The organism is Paracoccus sp. ME4 (assembly GCF_046736325.1).
GTDB lineage: Bacteria > Pseudomonadota > Alphaproteobacteria > Rhodobacterales > Rhodobacteraceae > Paracoccus.
The window spans coordinates 1699695-1714255 of record NZ_CP151276.1 but is presented as its reverse complement, the minus strand read 5'-3'; the positions used below and the strand labels follow the sequence as shown (position 1 = coordinate 1714255).

Genomic DNA, 14561 nt, shown 5'->3' with positions numbered 1-14561 from the left:
GCACGCAGGCACTGGAAGCGAGGGCGCAAACAGGCTAAGTCCCGGCCCGAAAGGGGGGACCATGGTCCTGACAATCGGAGAGCTGGCGCGGGCTCTGGACGCGCGCTGCTGGGGCGATGCGTCGATCGCGGTGACGGGGGCGGCCGAGCCCGCATCCGTCGGGCCGGCCGGCCCCGAGGGCGGTGTGCTGGCCATGGCGATGGCCCCGAAATACGCCGAACGCCTGACACCCGGAAGCATCGCGATCCTGGCCGAGGGCATGGACCCCGAGGCCTATGGCCTGAAGGCCGCGATCTTTGCGCCGCGGCCCCGTCTGGTCATGGCGGGGCTGACGCGGGCCTTCGACCGGGGACCCGACATCGCGCCGGGCATCCATCCCTCGGCCGTGATCGACCCTGCGGCCGAGATCGGCGAGGGTGCGGCCATCGCGCCCTTCGTGGTCGTCGGGCCGGGCGTGCGCATCGGCGCGCGGGCGCGGATCGGCGCGCATGTCAGCATCGGGCGCGGCGCGCGCATCGGCGATGACGCGCTGATCCATCCCGGCGTGCGCATCGGGCATGACGTGGTGGCGGGCGACCGCCTGATCGTGCAGCCCGGCGCGGTGCTCGGCGGCGACGGCTTCTCCTTCGTGACGCCGGAGGAATCGGGCATCGAGGAGATCCGCCGGACCCTGGGCACCCGCGAGGGGATCAAGCAGCAGCATTACACCCGCATCCATTCGCTTGGCGCGGTCGAGCTGGGCGATGATGTCGAGATCGGCGCCAATGCCACCATCGACCGCGGCACGATCCGCTCGACCCGCGTGGGCAGCGGCACCAAGATCGACAACCTGGTGATGCTGGGCCACAATGTTGTGGTGGGGCGCGACTGCCTGCTGTGCAGCCAGGTGGGCGTGGCAGGGTCGTCGGTGATCGGCGACCGGGTGGTGCTGGCCGGGCAGGTCGGCGTCAACGACAACATCCAGATCGGCGACGACGTGATCGCCGGCGGTGCGGCCAAGATCTTCACCCGCGTGCCCGCGGGCCGGGTGATCCTGGGCAACCCCGCCGTCAAGATGGAGACGCAGCTGGAGATCCAGAAAGCCATGCGCCGCCTGCCGCGTTTCGCGACACAGCTGGCAAAGCTTCAGGAAACCGTTACACGCCTGTTGGAAAAGGGCTGAGCAGGAGGGCGACATGACAGACGACATCACGCAGCGCATCCGGGCCATCATCGCCGAACAGGCCATGCTGGACCCCGACCAGGTCACCGACGACTCCACCCCGGCCGATCTGGGTATCGACAGCCTGGGGCTGGTCGAATCGATCTTCGCGCTGGAGGAGGAGTTCGACATCACCATCCCCTTCAACGCCAACGAGCCCGACAAGTCCGATTTCGACATCTCGACCATGGGCACGATCATCGCGGCCGTCCGGCGGCTGGTCGCGGAAAAGGCCGGATGAGCGGGCCCGCCGACGAAGCGATGATCGATGCGGGGCGCGCGGCGCCCGCCATCCGTCCGGCGGGCGACCTGACCCGTCGGGACGGGATGCGCCGCGTGGTCATCACCGGGGCCGGCACGATCAACGCGCTTGGCCATGACGTGGCCTCGACGCTGGCGGCCTTCCGCGAGGGGCGCTGCGGGATCACGGCGCTGGATTTCCGCGACGTGGACCGTCTGTCGATCCAGATCGGCGCGCAGGTCCATGACTGGACCCCCGAGACCTACTTCAACCGCCAGCAGATCCTGCTTTACGACAAGTTCACCCAGTTCACCCTGCTGGCCGCAAAGCAGGCGGTCGAGCAGTCGGGCCTGCATTTCCAGGGCGCACTCGGGCTGCGGTCTGGGGTCGTGCTGGGCACGGCGGGCGGCGGGCTGAACACCTGGGACGAGAATTACCGCGCCGTCTACGAGGAGGGCAAGAACCGCGTCCATCCCTTCGTCGTGCCGAAGCTGATGAACAATGCGGCCGCGTCCCATGTCAGCATGGAGTTCGGCCTGCGCGGCCCGGCCTTCACCGTCGCCACCGCCTGCGCCAGCAGCAACCACGCGATGGGGCTGGCCTTCCAGATGGTGCGTTCGGGGGCGGCGGACGTGATGCTGTCGGGCGGCTCGGAGGCGATGCTGTGCTTTGGCGGCGTCAAGGCCTGGGAGGGGCTGCGCGTCATGTCCAAGGACGCCTGCCGCCCCTTCAGCGCCAACCGCAACGGCATGGTTCAGGGCGAGGGTGCGGGCGTCTTCGTCTTTGAGGATTACGAGCATGCCCGCGCCCGCGGCGCCGAGATCCTGGCCGAGGTCGTGGGCTTCGCCATGTCATCGGACGCGCAGGACATCGTCATGCCCTCGGCCCAGGGGGCCGAGCGCGCCATCACCGGGGCGATGGTCGATGGCGGGCTGAACCGCGAGGATATCGGCTATATCAATGCCCATGGAACGGGCACCGCGGCCAATGACAAGACCGAATGCGCCGCCGTGGCCCATGCCTTCGGCCATCACGCGGACCGGCTGATGATCTCGTCGACGAAATCGATGCACGGTCACCTGATCGGCGGCACCGGCGCGGTCGAGCTTCTGGCCTGCATCATGGCCCTGCGCGACGGGGTGATCGCGCCCACGATCGGCTATCAGGAGCCGGACCCGGAATGCGCGCTGGACGTGGTCCCGAACGAGGCGCGCGAGGTGCGCGTCGATGCCGTGCTGTCGAACGCCTTCGCCTTTGGCGGGCTGAACGCGGTCATCGCGCTGCGCCGCGTCTGACGCTTGTGCCATGTGAAAGGCCGCGCCCGTCGGGGCGCGGCCTTGTCGTCTGCGACGGTCCGGCGGATCAGTTCGCGGGCGCGTCCTCGGCCGGGGCGTCTTCGGCGGGGGCCTCCTCCGCCGCATCGGCGGCCGGGCCTTCGGGGGCAGGTGCCGCCGCATAGGCGGTCAGTTCGTCGAAGGCCGCAGTGAAGCCCGACAGCGACATGCTCAACTGCACCGGCTGCTCCGGGTCGCCGCCGAAGGGCAGCAGCTGGATCGTGGCATTGCTGCCGGCCTTCATCGCCGCCAGTTCGGGATTGGTGAAGCCCATCCGCGCCACGCAGCCGACCGGCGCGCAGAAGCTGAACGGATAGCCGCGCGTCTCGCCCGAATCGATCTGCACGCCGAGGCCCTTGATCAGGTCCGTCTCCAGCGGCGCGACCAGCGTGGCGCCGGCGGCGACCTCGCCATTGGCCAGCGGGACCATGGTCAGTTCGGCGACGGCGTTGTCATCCGCGTCGGTCAGCAACTTGTACATCTCGCAGGGGTCCTTGCCCTGACCGGCGCGGATGCAGCGGATCGTCCATTCGCCATGCTCGGACTTGGCATAGTAGCTGCCGGGGCCCTCCGGATCGCGGGCCGGTGCAGCGCCCTCCGCAGGCGCCTGAGCGGCGTCCGCCGCCGGTGCGTCGGCGGCAGGCGTCTCGGCTGCGGGTGCATCGGTTGCAGGCGCCTCGGCCGCGGGCGTCTCGGCAGCGGGGGCATCCGTCGCGGGCGCCGTCTCCTGGGCGAAGACCGGAGCCGACATCAGGGCGAGAGCTGCCAGCAGCGCGGTCGAATGTTTGGTGACCATTGATCTTTCTTTCTTTTGCTCAATGCATTGCGGCTGATCTAGCACGGCGTCGCGGCCTTGTCAGCCGCCCGCCGGATCGCTCCGGCTCACCTTGGCTTGAAGCCGCCGTCACCCGGAAAGAAGGGGGATCGGGAACCGGAACGGCGCGTCATGCGTCTGGCAGACATGCGAAAGGCCGTGGTTTCCCCACGGCCTCCGACGCTTTGCGTAGTCTCCCTGCCGGACTGGCCGGTCATCATTGCGTCAAAACCTAGTCGCGCGGGCGTGATCAGTCAACAGCCGTTCCGCAGCGGCGCGATCACATCGCGTCGGCGCGAGACCCATTTCCGGCATTCGCGCAGAAAAAAGCCGCACCCGAGGGCGCGGCAGTCCAACAGGGAGGAAGGTCCGGCCCGTCACCGACGATCCGGACAACTTCAACTTGCCATGAAAGCATTAAAAATGTCTTTTCAAGACGTGCGTTGCAGATGTTTTCAGGGTCGGAGGGTGCGATGGCGGAACTGCTGGATGCGGCGGCGGGAACGGTCTTCGTGGGCGGCGCGGGGCCTGGCCATGCGGTGCCCGAGCATCTGCTGCTGAAGCTGGCCAACCGCCACGGGCTGATCGCGGGCGCGACGGGCACAGGCAAGACCGTGACCCTGCAGACCTTGGCCGAGAGCCTGTCCCTGGCAGGCGTGCCGGTGTTCCTGTCCGACATCAAGGGCGATCTGTCGGGCCTTGCCAAGGCGGGTTCCGCGGATGGCAAGCTGCACGAACCCTTTGCCGCCCGCGCCGCGCAGATCGGGCTGGCGCTGGCCTATCGCGCCTTTCCGGTGACCTTCTGGGATGTCTGGGGGGTGCAGGGCCATCCCGTCCGCACCACCCCGGCCGAGATGGGGCCGCTGCTGCTGGCGCGGCTGATGGACCTGACCGAGGCGCAGGAGGGGGTCATGGCCATCGCCTTCCGCGTCGCGGAGGAGGAGGGGCTGCCGCTTCTGGATCTGCGCGACCTTCAGGCGGTGCTGGTCCGGGTGGGGCAGAACGCCGCCGACCTGTCGCTGCGCTATGGCAATATCAGCGCGGCCAGCGTCGGCGCGATCCAGCGCGCCCTGCTGGTCCTGGAGACCGAGGGCGGGGCCAATCTGTTCGGCGAACCGGCGCTGGAACTGTCCGACATCCTGCGCCGCGATGCGGACGGACGCGGTGTCATCAACATCCTCGCGGCCGAGCGGCTGATGAACGCGCCGCGGCTTTACGCGACCTTTCTGCTGTGGCTGCTGTCGGAGCTGTTCGAACAGCTGCCCGAGGTCGGCGACCCCGACCGCCCCGTCGCGGCATTCTTCTTCGACGAGGCGCATCTGCTGTTCGACGACGCGCCCAAGGCGCTGATCGAGAAGGTCGAGCGGGTGGCGCGGCTGATTCGGTCCAAGGGGGTCAGCATCTGGTTCGTGACGCAGAACCCGGCCGACGTTCCGGAATCGGTGCTGGGTCAGCTGGGAAACCGCGTGCAGCATGCGCTGCGCGCCTTCACGGCCAAGGACCAGAAGGCGCTGCGCGAGGCGACGCAGAACTATCGGCCCAATCCCGACTTCTCGATCGCCGAGGCGATCCAGCAGGTCGGCACCGGCGAGGCCGTGACCTCGTTCCTGCAACCAAAGGGCGTTCCGGGCGTGGCGCAGCGGACGCTGATCCGGCCCCCCTTCAGCCAAGTCGGACCGATCACCGATGAGGAGCGTGCGGCCGCCCGCACGGCGTCCGGGATGGGGCTGAAATACGACGCACCACTGGACCGGGATTCGGCCTATGAGATGCTGGCGCGCAAGACCACCGCGGCGGCCGAGGCGGCGGAGCGGCGCCCCGCGGATGACGATCTGTTCGACATGCCCGCGCGGGACGGCTCCGCGCCGGGCGGGCGGGGGCGACCCTATCAGGCGCCGAAGCCCAAGGCACCGTCGCGCGGCCGGTCCGACAGCATCGTCGAGACCTTCGGCAAGAGCCTGGCCCGGCAGTTGGGCAACCGGACCGGGCAGGCGCTGGTCCGGGGCGTGCTTGGTTCGCTGATCCGGAAACGCTGACCGGTCACCGCGCGATCGCGGCCGCGGCCTGCGGTGCGGCGTCGATGGCGGCGCGCATCTCGGCCAGGATCGCGATCATCAGCAGGACGTGCCGGCGCATGTCGTATTCGGCATCCTGCATCAGGCGCATGTCGTTCTGGATCTCCTCCTCGGCCCGCAGGCGTGACAGCAGCGCACCCGGCGCGGGGCAGCGGTCGCTGCGCAGCAGCCGCGGCAGGTCGCGGTCGCGCCGCCAGCCGCGCTGACCCTCGCGGGCGGCCCGGATCAGCGTCGCGGGCCGGCGCATCCCATGATTCGCGGGGCGCGGACGGAAGGCGATCACATTCGATGCATTGCTCATGGGGCGGGTCCTTTTCATCTGCCACGACCGCAGCTTCACACAACCGTGACGTGTGTTGCCAAAAGCCCCGACGCATCGCGCGCTGAGGCAGGGCTTCTTTAGGAATTGTTAGGGAATGTTGCGGCTATGTGCAGAAAGATCCTGTTAACCACAGGGAAAAACTCAACCCAGGGTGGCAGTCTGCCGGGCCGCCCGAGGACGACAAGGGACCTGACATGACCATTTTGACCGGTGATTTCGCCATCCACGCGGACGACGCGGAGCACCGTGCGCAGGCACAACAACCGTCGCAGGCGCCCGATGAGCGCATGCAGGACGCCCAGCTGTATCTGCGCCATGTCGAACAGGGCGTGACGATCCGGGCCCTGGCGCGCGAGGCGGGGTGCCATGCCTCGACCATCCTGCGCCGCATCCGCCGTTTCGAGGCCCGCCGCGACGATCCGCTGGTCGATGCGGCGCTGGCCCCGCGCACCGATCAGCGCCCCCGCGCGGACGAGCGGCAGATGCTGCGCGTGCTGCGCCGCCTGGCCGAACCCGGCGCGGTGATGGCCACCGCCCCCGGCATGGACAAGGCCATCGTCACCCGCGACGACATCCGCACCGCCGTCCTGGACCGGTCCCTGGCAGAGACGCTGGCCCTGAAGGGATGGGTGGTGCAGGCGTCGGGCGGCGGTCGCATCCTGCGCTATGTCATCGCGCCGGGCGGCCGCGAGGCGCTGCGGGAGATGCTGCGCTCTCCGCGCCAGCGCAACGCCGTGCCCGGGCCGGCGGCCTTCGCCGATGCCAGTCCCGTCCACGACGCACCGACCGGCATGGCCGAGGCGCAGGCGGGCTTCGATCACGGCGACCGCCACCGCATCTGGGAGGAGCGGGTGATCGAGGACCCCGAGGACGGCCGCCGTCGCCAGGCCCGCGTGAACATCGCCGAAAGCCCGCTTCTGGTGCTGGCGCGACGGCGCGACCATGACGGCCAGCCCTTCCTGTCCCCCGGCATGGTCACCGCGGGCGAGCGTCTGCGCGAGGATTTCGAACTGGCGCAGATGGGGCCGCGCGTCACCCAGAACTGGGACGGGTTCATGACCTCGGGGATCGACGTGTCGCGCGGGGGCGGGGGCTATCGCGGCGGATCGGAATCGGCGCGCGACCGGGTCGCCGTGGCGCTGCGCGATCTGGGTCCGGGCCTGGGCGATGTCGTGCTGCGCGTCTGCTGCTTCCTGGAGGGGATCGAGCTGACCGAGCGCCGCTTGGGCTGGTCCGCGCGGTCGGGCAAGATCGTGCTGCGCCTGGCGCTGATGCGGCTGGAGCGGCACTATGCCGAGACCTACGGCAAGGGCTCTCCGCTGATCGGCTGATTGCTGCGGGGCGCGGTCGGCGATAAGCTGTGCCAAAGCCCGCCACCCGTCAGGATCAGGTCGTCTTATGAACATCACGCTGCGCCAGTTGCGCTACTTCCTGTCGCTGGCCCAGCACATGCACTTCACGCGCGCGGCCGAGGCGATCAACGTCACCCAGCCCGCCCTGTCCATGCAGATCCGCGCATTGGAGGAGGCCGTGGGCTCCCGGCTGGTCGAGCGCACGCCCCAAGGCGTCGTGCTGACCCCGCAGGGGCGGGCGCTGGAGGCCCATGCGCAGCGCATTATGGACGGCATGCTGGAGCTGGAGCAGGACCTGCGTCAGCCGGGACGCGGCGGTCGGCTGATGCTGGGCATGATCCCCACTGTCGCCCCCTATCTGCTGCCCGAGGCGCTGCCCATCCTGCGGGCGCGCGACATCGGGCGCGACCTGCACCTGCGCGAGGCCCAGACCGACCGGCTGCTGGACGAGCTGGCCTCGGGGCGGCTGGACGCGATCGTGGTGGCCAGCCCGCAGGACGGATCGACCACGCGCGCGGTGCCGCTGTTCGCAGACCGCTTTCTGCTGGCCGGCAGCGCGGCGCGCATCGCGGGGCTGGGCGCGAAAGGTCCGGCCCCAGATGCGCTGGACCCCGGTCAGCTGCTGCTGCTGGATGAGGGGCACTGTCTGGGCGACCAGGCGCTGGAGGTCTGCGGGCTGAACCGCCGCACGGCCCGGCTGGATCTGGGTGCGGCGTCGCTGTCGACGCTGTGCCGGCTGGCCGCGCAGGGCATGGGCCTGACCTTCCTGCCCGAACTGGCCCGCCGGCAGGAGCTGGCCGCCGCGCCCGGCCTGACCGCGATCCGCTTTCCCGACCCCCAGCCCGCCCGGCAGGTGGTCCTGATGCGCCGCGCGACGACCCCGGCGCAGGGCTGGTTTGACGATCTGGCGGCTATCCTGCGGCAGGCGGCCGAGCCGCTGCTGCAATCGGGGCACGCATGATCGCCATGCGTGCGGCCCCGCCGCCGATGCGTTGCCAAGCGCGGCCAAAGCGCCTATTTCAGAGCGAACCGCGACCGAAAGGACCATGACCTTGCGCGACCTCAGGATCCCGGATCAGCGCCACCCGGAAAAGGCGCACCGACCCGACCAGGCCCAGCCCAAGAAGCCGGACTGGATTCGCGTCAAGGCGCCGACCTCGGCGGGCTACAAGGCGACGCGCGACCTGCTGCGCGAGAACCGCCTGTCGACCGTCTGCGAGGAGGCGGGCTGCCCCAATGTCGGCGAATGCTGGAGCCAGGGCCACGCGACCATGATGATCATGGGGGAGATCTGCACCCGCGGCTGCACCTTCTGCAATGTCGCCACCGGCAAGCCACAGGCGCTGGACACGTTCGAGCCGGGCCGCGTCGCCCATGCCGTCCAGAAGCTGGGCCTGAACCATGTCGTCATCACCAGCGTGGACCGCGACGACCTGTCCGACGGCGGGGCCGAGCATTTCGCCCAGACCATCCGCGCGATCCGCCACCGCTCTCCGACCTCGACGATCGAGGTGCTGGTGCCGGACTTCCTGAAATCCGCATCCGGCGCGCTGGAGACCGTGGTCGAGGCGCGTCCCGACGTCTTCAACCACAATCTGGAGACGGTGCCCGGCCTCTACCCGGAGGTGCGTCCGGGCGCGCGCTATTTCCACTCGCTGCGCCTGCTTCAGCGGGTCAAGGAGATGGACCCGACGATGTTCACCAAATCCGGCATCATGGTCGGCCTGGGCGAGGACCGTCAGGGCGTCCTTCAGGTGATGGACGACATGCGCGCGGCCGATATCGACTTCATCACCATCGGCCAGTACCTGCAGCCCACCCCCAAGCATCACCGCGTCGACCGTTTCGTGACCCCCGAGGAGTTCGCGGGCTATGAGAAGGCGGCTTACGGCAAGGGCTTCCTGATGGTCTCGGCCACGCCGCTGACCCGCTCGTCCTATCACGCGGGCGACGACTTCGCGCGGCTGCGCGACGCACGGCTGGCCAAGCTGGGCCGCGCCTGATCCAGCCGCGTGCCGGGGTCGCGATGACCTCTTGCAAAAGCGCGCCCCCGGATTTACGCCATGCGCAGCGGTCCCATCGGGGCCGCGCCGGAAGGGCGCCTGACAGGTTCGGGGGCGTGGCGGAATGGTAGACGCGACGGATTCAAAATCCGTTTCAGCAATGAGTGTCGGTTCGAGTCCGACCGCCCCTACCACGCCCTTTCATCGTCCCGCAGCGGCAAAGAATCTGCGCTCCTGCGGGAACAATCGCCCCCTGCGACGGTTTGTCCAACGAAGGTGACAAGACACCTGTGAAAGGACATACCATGGCACAGAACCCCACCGCCGACGACATCAAGCGCGACGCCCAAGCCGCAGCGAACGAAGCCAAGCGCGACCTGCAGGACGGTGCGCGCCGCGTGGCAGACGACGTGCGTGACACCGCCCGCAAGCTGGGCGACAACCCGAGCGCCGCGCGCATCAAGGAACATGGCGCCGCGCTGGCCGAGGACGTGGTCGAGGCGGGCCGTCAGTATGTCGACCGCGCCCGCGACGTGACCCATGACTATGCCGACAAGGCCCGCGTCGAGGCCGAGCGCCTGTACGAGGCCGGCCAGCAGAAGGCCCATGAGGTCGCGCATTACGCCGAGGAGCGTTACGACGAGGTCTCCGAGATGGTGCGCCGCAACCCGGCTCAGGCTCTGGGCATCGCGGCCGGCATCGGCTTCCTGGTCGGCCTGCTGATCTCGCGTCGCTGAGGCAGGACGAAATGTTCGATTTCGTCCGACACGCCAAACTGGCTGTCGGCGACACCGCCCGGCGCGCGGCCCTGAAGGCCGTCGCCGGTGTGGTCGGTCTGGCCGCCTTCGGTTTCCTGACGGCCGCCTTGTGGTCGTGGCTGGCGACCGATCTGGACTGGGGTCCGACGTTCGCGTCACTGGCTATCGCGGGGGGGCTGCTTCTGGTCTCGCTCATCCTCGTGGCGATGTCGTCGCGGCAGAAGCACCGGATGCCTACGTCGGACGACGTCCGTCGCGAGGTAAGCGCCCGCGTCTCGCTGGCGACCGATGCCGCGGTCGGCAAGGTGCGGGCTGAGGCGACCAAGGTCGTCGATCTGGCCGAGAGCAAGGCCAGTTCGCTGATGGGTCAGGCCAGTGACCGGGCAAGCAGGTTCGCCGGCGAGGCCGAGGAGCGTCTGTTCGGCACCGTACGCGACACGGCGCGGGCAGTCGGCCTGACCTCCGGCAACCTTCATGCCGCAAAGGACCGGCTGCACGACGCCGCCTATACGGTCCGCGCCGCCTCGGACAGCAACCCTGGCAGCATGGCCAAGCTGATCGGCGCCTTCGCGGTCGGCGTCACATTGGCCGCCGCGATCCGCGAACGTCGCGGCGGGCATGACGACTACGATGATTTGATGTAGAAAAGGGCGCCCCGACGGGCGCCCTCTTCATTTGGTCCGGCGCGGTGATCAGGCGTTCGCTTCGCGGATCTTGTCGGCTGCGGCCTTGTCGAAGGCCACGCCCTTCTTGGCCAGCAGGTCGTCCAGCTCTCCGGACAGCGTCATCTCGGTGATGATGTCGCAGCCGCCCACGAACTCTCCCTTGACATAAAGCTGCGGGATGGTCGGCCAGTCCGAGAAATCCTTGATGCCCTGACGGATGTCGGCGTCGGACAGCACGTTAACGTCCTCATAGGCGATGCCCATGTAGTTCAGCACCCCCGCCACGCGGCTGGAGAACCCGCATTGCGGCATCTCCTTGGTGCCCTTCATGAACAGGACGACGTCGTTGCGGTCGATCAGGTCCTGGATGCGCGTGTTCGCGTCGCTCATAGGTGGCAGTCCTTCTGGTCGGTCTGTGGAGGCGCTCAGTCGGGCGCCTTGGTGGTCAGGGCCAGGGCGTGCAGCTCGCCCGCCGGGCCGTCCATCTTGCCCTGCAGCGCGGCATAGACGGCGCGCTGCTGCTGGACGCGGTTCAGCCCGCGAAAGCTCTCGTCGATGACCTCGGCGGCGTAGTGGTTGCCGTCCCCGGCCAGGTCCGTGATGGTGATCCGGGCGTGGGGGAACGACGCCCGCAGCAGGGCCTCGATATCATGCGCTTCCATGGCCATGGGTGATCCTCGTCTCGTGTCGTACCAGATGTAGGTGATGGCGCATGGGGCCGCAAGGCCGACACGACAACGGCCGCACCCGAGGGCGCGGCCGTCATGGTCCTGCAGGACGGCGTTACTGCGTGGCGCTGATGGCGCCGACGGTGCCGCCGACGACCGCACCAGCGGGTCCGGCGACGGCCGCGCCGCCCAGGCCGCCGGTCGCGGCACGCTCGCCGACCGTGGTTCCGCAGGCCGACAGCGCCAGCGCGGCGCCAAACAGTCCGATGGTCACGAATTTCATGGGGTTCTCCTTGAGATGTCCGGTTCTCAAGGACAGACGCGGGAAGGCGGAATGCAGTTCCGCCTTATGTGCGCCCGTATCCGCGTCAGGCGGCGCGGCGGGCGTCCAGCTCGCTGACCACGGCGCGGGGGCTGTCCTCGCGGGCATAGTATCCGAACATCTGCTCCAGCGCGGCATCGGCCTGCTGGCTGCGCTTGCGGTCCGCGATGCTCAGCGGTTTCTGGGTGTCCTGCGACATGGGTCTTCTCCGATCAGGGCGTTTCCTCCCGTGACGGTCAGATATTGACTGACGGCTCAAAATGAAACCGCCCTGACGCAAGGTCAGGGCGGGTGCAAGGCAGCCATGCAGTCAGGTCAGATCACGCCAGACGCAGCATCCGGTGCTTCTTCTTGCCGACCGAGATCTTGATGCCCGCCTCCAGCGCGGCACGCTCGACCAGCTGCTGGGGGTCAGTGACCAGGGCGTTGTCGGCGCGCAGGCCGCCCTCGGCGATCAGGCGCTTGACCTCCTTGCCGCTGGCGACGATGCCGGACTGGACCAGGGCCTGCGCGATGGTCAGGCCGTCGCTGTGGGCGGGCAGGGTGGCCACCTCCAGATCGCCGCCCGCGCCGCCTTCCTCGAAGACGCGGCGGGCGGTCGCCTCGGCGCTGGCCGCGGCTTCGGCACCGTGCAGCAGGGTCGTGACCTCGTTGGCCAGGCGGACCTTGGCCTCGTTGATCTCGGCCCCCTGCAGCGCGCCCATCCGCTCGCATTCCGCGACCGGGATCTCGGTATAGAGCTTCAGGAACCGGCCGACATCGGCATCGGTGGTGTTGCGCCAGAACTGCCAGAATTCATAGGGCGACAGCATGTCGGCCGACAGCCACGTGGCCCCGCCCGCCGACTTGCCCATCTTGCGCCCGTCGCTGGTCGTCAGCAGCGGCGAGGTCAGGCCCCAGACCTGCGCATCGTCCACCCGCCGCGTCAGATCGATGCCGTTGACGATGTTGCCCCACTGGTCCGACCCGCCCATCTGCAGCACGCAGCCATGGCGGCGGTTCAGCTCCAGGAAGTCGTAGGCCTGCAGGATCATGTAGTTGAATTCCAGGAAGGACAGCGACTGCTCGCGGTCCAGCCGAGACTTCACCGATTCGAAGGACAACATGCGGTTGACGCTGAAATGCCGCCCGATGTCGCGCAGGAAGGTCAGGTAGTTCAGACCGTCCAGCCATTCGGCATTGTTCAGCATCGTCGCCTGGCCGGGGCCGTAATCCAGGTAGCGGGCGAAGACCCGGCCCATCCCGTCGATGTTGGCCTGGATCGCGGCATCGTCCAGCAGCGGACGTTCGTCGCTGCGGAAGGACGGATCGCCGACCTTGGTCGTGCCGCCGCCCATCAGGGTCAGCGGCCGGTTGCCGGTCTTCTGGAACCAGCGCAGCATCATGATGTTCAGCAGATGCCCGACGTGCAGGCTGGCCGCCGTCGCGTCATAGCCGATATAGGCCGTGATCGGCCCCGCCAGCAGCGCCCGGTCCAGGCCTTCGTAATCCGTGCAGTCGGCCAGATAGCCGCGCTCGGACATGATGCGCAGGAAGTCGGACTTGGGCTGGTAGGTCATGGGGTTCATCCTTCTGTCTGCGCGCGATATACAGTCTGGGGCAGCGAAGGAAAAGCGATGATCCGGGCTTTGGGAATGATGTCTGGCACGTCGCTGGACGGGGTCGATGCCGCGCTGATCGACACCGACGGCATCCGCATCGGAGCGTTCGGCGCCCATGCCTTCCGGGCCTTCTCCGACAACGAACAGGCGGCGCTGCATGACGGGCTGGGGCGCTGGCCGGACGACCCTGCGGTGCCGGATGTCGCGGCCCTCATCGAGGCCGCCCATGCCGATCTGGCCGCGGGCTTTGCCGATGCGCAGCTGATCGGGTTTCACGGCCAGACCCTGGCCCATGACCCGCGCGGGCGGGGCACCCATCAGGCCGGCAGCGGCGCAGCGCTGGCGCGTGCGACGGGCCGCCCGGTGGTCTGGGACTTCAGGTCCGAGGACGTGCGTCGCGGCGGCGAGGGTGCGCCGCTGGTGCCGTTCTTCCATTGGGCCTGCGCGGAGTGGGCAGCGGGGCAGGGGACGCTTCAGCCCGGGCCGGTGGCCTTCCTCAATCTGGGCGGTGTCGGCAACATCAGCTGGGTCGATCCGACCGCCGACGCGCCCGAGGCGCCGGGCGCCTGCCTGGCCTTCGACACCGGCCCCGCCAACGCGCCCCTGAACGACCTGATGCGCGCGCGCAGGCGGCAGGCGCGGGACGAGGGCGGGGCGCTGGCCCTGTCGGGCCGCCCCGACGCTGCTGCGTTGGCCGCATTCCTGTCGCATCCCTATTTCTCACGCCCCGCGCCCAAGTCGCTGGACCGCGACTCCTTCGCCGGGCTCTCCGACGGTGTCGCGGGCCTGTCGGACGCGGATGCGGCGGCGACGCTGGTGGCCGCCGCGGCCGGGGCGGTGGCCGCGGGGCTCGCCTGGCTGCCCGCGCCGCCCGCACGGCTCCTGGTCTGCGGCGGGGGGCGCCACAACCGCGCCATGATGGAAGCCCTGTCGCGCGCCCTGCCCATGCCCGTCGCCCCGGTCGAGGCGATCGGCCTGAACGGCGACATGCTGGAGGCGCAGGCCTTCGGCTGGCTGGCGGTGCGGGTCCTGCGGGGGCTGCCGATCTCGGGTCCGACGACGACGGCTGCTCCCGAACCGGTCTGCGGCGGGCGCATCAGCCACCCGCGTCGGGGCGGGACGACAAATGTTAAGGGAACGGTGCCGCCGGGCCTGCGTTGATGACCTGATGATGGCGAAAACGCCGTCAAATCAGGAAATTGATG

The 14561-nt window shown here is 69.1% G+C and carries 17 protein-coding genes and 1 tRNA gene; 11 read left to right on the top strand and 7 right to left on the bottom strand.

The features are described 5' to 3' along the window. Nucleotides 1-61: 61 nt before the first annotated feature. The 3 genes from lpxD (at nt 62) to AACG61_RS08800 (ending at nt 2737) form a co-directional block, all read left to right on the top strand. Nucleotides 62-1162 carry a UDP-3-O-(3-hydroxymyristoyl)glucosamine N-acyltransferase gene (gene lpxD, locus AACG61_RS08810; RefSeq protein ID WP_411836767.1) on the top strand — a complete coding sequence of 367 codons (1101 nt, stop codon included), beginning with the start codon at nt 62-64 and terminating at the stop codon, nt 1160-1162. A 13-nt stretch (nt 1163-1175) separates the two neighbouring features. Next, a complete protein-coding gene (locus tag AACG61_RS08805; protein ID WP_411836766.1) occupies nt 1176-1442 on the top strand; it encodes an acyl carrier protein in 267 nt (88 codons plus the stop codon). 86 nt (nt 1443-1528) lie between these two features. Beyond that, a complete protein-coding gene (locus AACG61_RS08800) occupies nt 1529-2737 on the top strand; it encodes a beta-ketoacyl-[acyl-carrier-protein] synthase family protein (RefSeq protein ID WP_411839485.1) in 1209 nt (402 codons plus the stop codon). Between the two features lie 67 nt (nt 2738-2804). Here AACG61_RS08800 and AACG61_RS08795 read toward each other — a convergent pair whose 3' ends face one another. Further along, nucleotides 2805-3572 carry an invasion associated locus B family protein gene (locus AACG61_RS08795; RefSeq protein WP_411836765.1) on the bottom strand — a complete coding sequence of 256 codons (768 nt, stop codon included), beginning with the start codon at nt 3570-3572 and terminating at the stop codon, nt 2805-2807. 491 nt (nt 3573-4063) lie between these two features. Between AACG61_RS08795 and AACG61_RS08790 the strand changes: the two genes are divergently transcribed. Further along, nucleotides 4064-5626, top strand: coding sequence for a helicase HerA-like domain-containing protein (locus tag AACG61_RS08790; protein ID WP_411836764.1), 1563 nt, complete (start codon nt 4064-4066; stop codon nt 5624-5626). Between the two features lie 4 nt (nt 5627-5630). On the opposite strand, the gene AACG61_RS08785 is transcribed toward AACG61_RS08790, so the two are convergent. Continuing rightward, nucleotides 5631-5966, bottom strand: coding sequence for a DUF6477 family protein (locus tag AACG61_RS08785; RefSeq protein WP_411836763.1), 336 nt, complete (start codon nt 5964-5966; stop codon nt 5631-5633). Nucleotides 5967-6274: 308 nt separating this feature from the next. Here AACG61_RS08785 and AACG61_RS08780 point away from each other — a divergent pair, with 308 nt between their 5' ends. The 6 genes from AACG61_RS08780 to AACG61_RS08755 all read left to right on the top strand — a co-directional run bounded on the left by AACG61_RS08780 (nt 6275) and on the right by AACG61_RS08755 (nt 10744). Continuing rightward, a complete protein-coding gene (locus AACG61_RS08780; RefSeq protein WP_411839484.1) occupies nt 6275-7318 on the top strand; it encodes a DUF6456 domain-containing protein in 1044 nt (347 codons plus the stop codon). 67 nt (nt 7319-7385) lie between these two features. Next, complete coding sequence (locus tag AACG61_RS08775; RefSeq protein ID WP_411836762.1) at nt 7386-8300, top strand: LysR substrate-binding domain-containing protein; 915 nt, start codon at nt 7386-7388, stop codon at nt 8298-8300. Between the two features lie 85 nt (nt 8301-8385). Next, nucleotides 8386-9342, top strand: a complete 957-nt coding sequence (gene lipA / locus AACG61_RS08770; RefSeq protein ID WP_411836761.1) for a lipoyl synthase — start codon at nt 8386-8388, stop codon at nt 9340-9342. 110 nt (nt 9343-9452) lie between these two features. Continuing rightward, a tRNA-Leu gene (locus tag AACG61_RS08765) sits at nt 9453-9536 on the top strand. A gap of 111 nt (nt 9537-9647) precedes the next feature. Continuing rightward, nucleotides 9648-10079: a YqjD family protein gene (locus AACG61_RS08760; RefSeq protein ID WP_411836760.1), complete on the top strand. Its 432-nt coding sequence runs from the start codon at nt 9648-9650 to the stop codon at nt 10077-10079. Nucleotides 10080-10090: 11 nt separating this feature from the next. Then, a complete protein-coding gene (locus AACG61_RS08755) occupies nt 10091-10744 on the top strand; it encodes a phage holin family protein (protein WP_411836759.1) in 654 nt (217 codons plus the stop codon). A gap of 48 nt (nt 10745-10792) precedes the next feature. Here the strand turns inward: AACG61_RS08755 and grxD are convergent, their stop codons facing one another. The 5 genes from grxD to tyrS form a co-directional block, all read right to left on the bottom strand. Further along, nucleotides 10793-11155: a Grx4 family monothiol glutaredoxin gene (grxD, locus tag AACG61_RS08750; RefSeq protein ID WP_411836758.1), complete on the bottom strand. Its 363-nt coding sequence runs from the start codon at nt 11153-11155 to the stop codon at nt 10793-10795. A 35-nt stretch (nt 11156-11190) separates the two neighbouring features. Beyond that, nucleotides 11191-11433, bottom strand: a complete 243-nt coding sequence (locus tag AACG61_RS08745) for a BolA/IbaG family iron-sulfur metabolism protein (RefSeq protein WP_411836757.1) — start codon at nt 11431-11433, stop codon at nt 11191-11193. Between the two features lie 115 nt (nt 11434-11548). Continuing rightward, nucleotides 11549-11716, bottom strand: a complete 168-nt coding sequence (locus AACG61_RS08740; RefSeq protein ID WP_411836756.1) for a hypothetical protein — start codon at nt 11714-11716, stop codon at nt 11549-11551. An 85-nt stretch (nt 11717-11801) separates the two neighbouring features. Further along, nucleotides 11802-11954, bottom strand: coding sequence for a hypothetical protein (locus tag AACG61_RS08735; RefSeq protein WP_411836754.1), 153 nt, complete (start codon nt 11952-11954; stop codon nt 11802-11804). A gap of 121 nt (nt 11955-12075) precedes the next feature. After that, the gene (gene tyrS, locus AACG61_RS08730) at nt 12076-13314 is read right to left on the bottom strand and encodes a tyrosine--tRNA ligase (protein ID WP_411836753.1); all 1239 of its coding nucleotides are present in this window, start codon (nt 13312-13314) and stop codon (nt 12076-12078) included. 57 nt (nt 13315-13371) lie between these two features. Between tyrS and AACG61_RS08725 the strand changes: the two genes are divergently transcribed. After that, entirely contained in the window at nt 13372-14517 is a 1146-nt protein-coding gene (locus tag AACG61_RS08725; protein WP_411836752.1) for an anhydro-N-acetylmuramic acid kinase, read from the top strand. Nucleotides 14518-14561 lie beyond the last annotated feature (44 nt).

Excerpts from the sequence above, each read along its gene's own strand:
- AACG61_RS08740 (WP_411836756.1), bottom strand. The coding sequence starts at position 11,716 with ATGAAATTCGTGACCATCGGACTGTTTGGCGCCGCGCTGGCGCTGTCG.
- lpxD (WP_411836767.1), top strand. The coding sequence starts at position 62 with ATGGTCCTGACAATCGGAGAGCTGGCGCGGGCTCTGGACGCGCGCTGC.
- grxD (WP_411836758.1), bottom strand. The coding sequence starts at position 11,155 with ATGAGCGACGCGAACACGCGCATCCAGGACCTGATCGACCGCAACGAC.
- tyrS (WP_411836753.1), bottom strand. The coding sequence starts at position 13,314 with ATGACCTACCAGCCCAAGTCCGACTTCCTGCGCATCATGTCCGAGCGC.
- AACG61_RS08805 (WP_411836766.1), top strand. The coding sequence starts at position 1,176 with ATGACAGACGACATCACGCAGCGCATCCGGGCCATCATCGCCGAACAG.
- AACG61_RS08760 (WP_411836760.1), top strand. The coding sequence starts at position 9,648 with ATGGCACAGAACCCCACCGCCGACGACATCAAGCGCGACGCCCAAGCC.
- AACG61_RS08735 (WP_411836754.1), bottom strand. The coding sequence starts at position 11,954 with ATGTCGCAGGACACCCAGAAACCGCTGAGCATCGCGGACCGCAAGCGC.
- AACG61_RS08780 (WP_411839484.1), top strand. The coding sequence starts at position 6,275 with ATGCAGGACGCCCAGCTGTATCTGCGCCATGTCGAACAGGGCGTGACG.
- AACG61_RS08745 (WP_411836757.1), bottom strand. The coding sequence starts at position 11,433 with ATGGCCATGGAAGCGCATGATATCGAGGCCCTGCTGCGGGCGTCGTTC.
- AACG61_RS08790 (WP_411836764.1), top strand. The coding sequence starts at position 4,064 with ATGGCGGAACTGCTGGATGCGGCGGCGGGAACGGTCTTCGTGGGCGGC.
- AACG61_RS08755 (WP_411836759.1), top strand. The coding sequence starts at position 10,091 with ATGTTCGATTTCGTCCGACACGCCAAACTGGCTGTCGGCGACACCGCC.
- AACG61_RS08785 (WP_411836763.1), bottom strand. The coding sequence starts at position 5,966 with ATGAGCAATGCATCGAATGTGATCGCCTTCCGTCCGCGCCCCGCGAAT.
- AACG61_RS08725 (WP_411836752.1), top strand. The coding sequence starts at position 13,372 with ATGATCCGGGCTTTGGGAATGATGTCTGGCACGTCGCTGGACGGGGTC.
- AACG61_RS08800 (WP_411839485.1), top strand. The coding sequence starts at position 1,529 with ATGCGCCGCGTGGTCATCACCGGGGCCGGCACGATCAACGCGCTTGGC.
- AACG61_RS08775 (WP_411836762.1), top strand. The coding sequence starts at position 7,386 with ATGAACATCACGCTGCGCCAGTTGCGCTACTTCCTGTCGCTGGCCCAG.
- lipA (WP_411836761.1), top strand. The coding sequence starts at position 8,386 with ATGACCTTGCGCGACCTCAGGATCCCGGATCAGCGCCACCCGGAAAAG.
- AACG61_RS08795 (WP_411836765.1), bottom strand. The coding sequence starts at position 3,572 with ATGGTCACCAAACATTCGACCGCGCTGCTGGCAGCTCTCGCCCTGATG.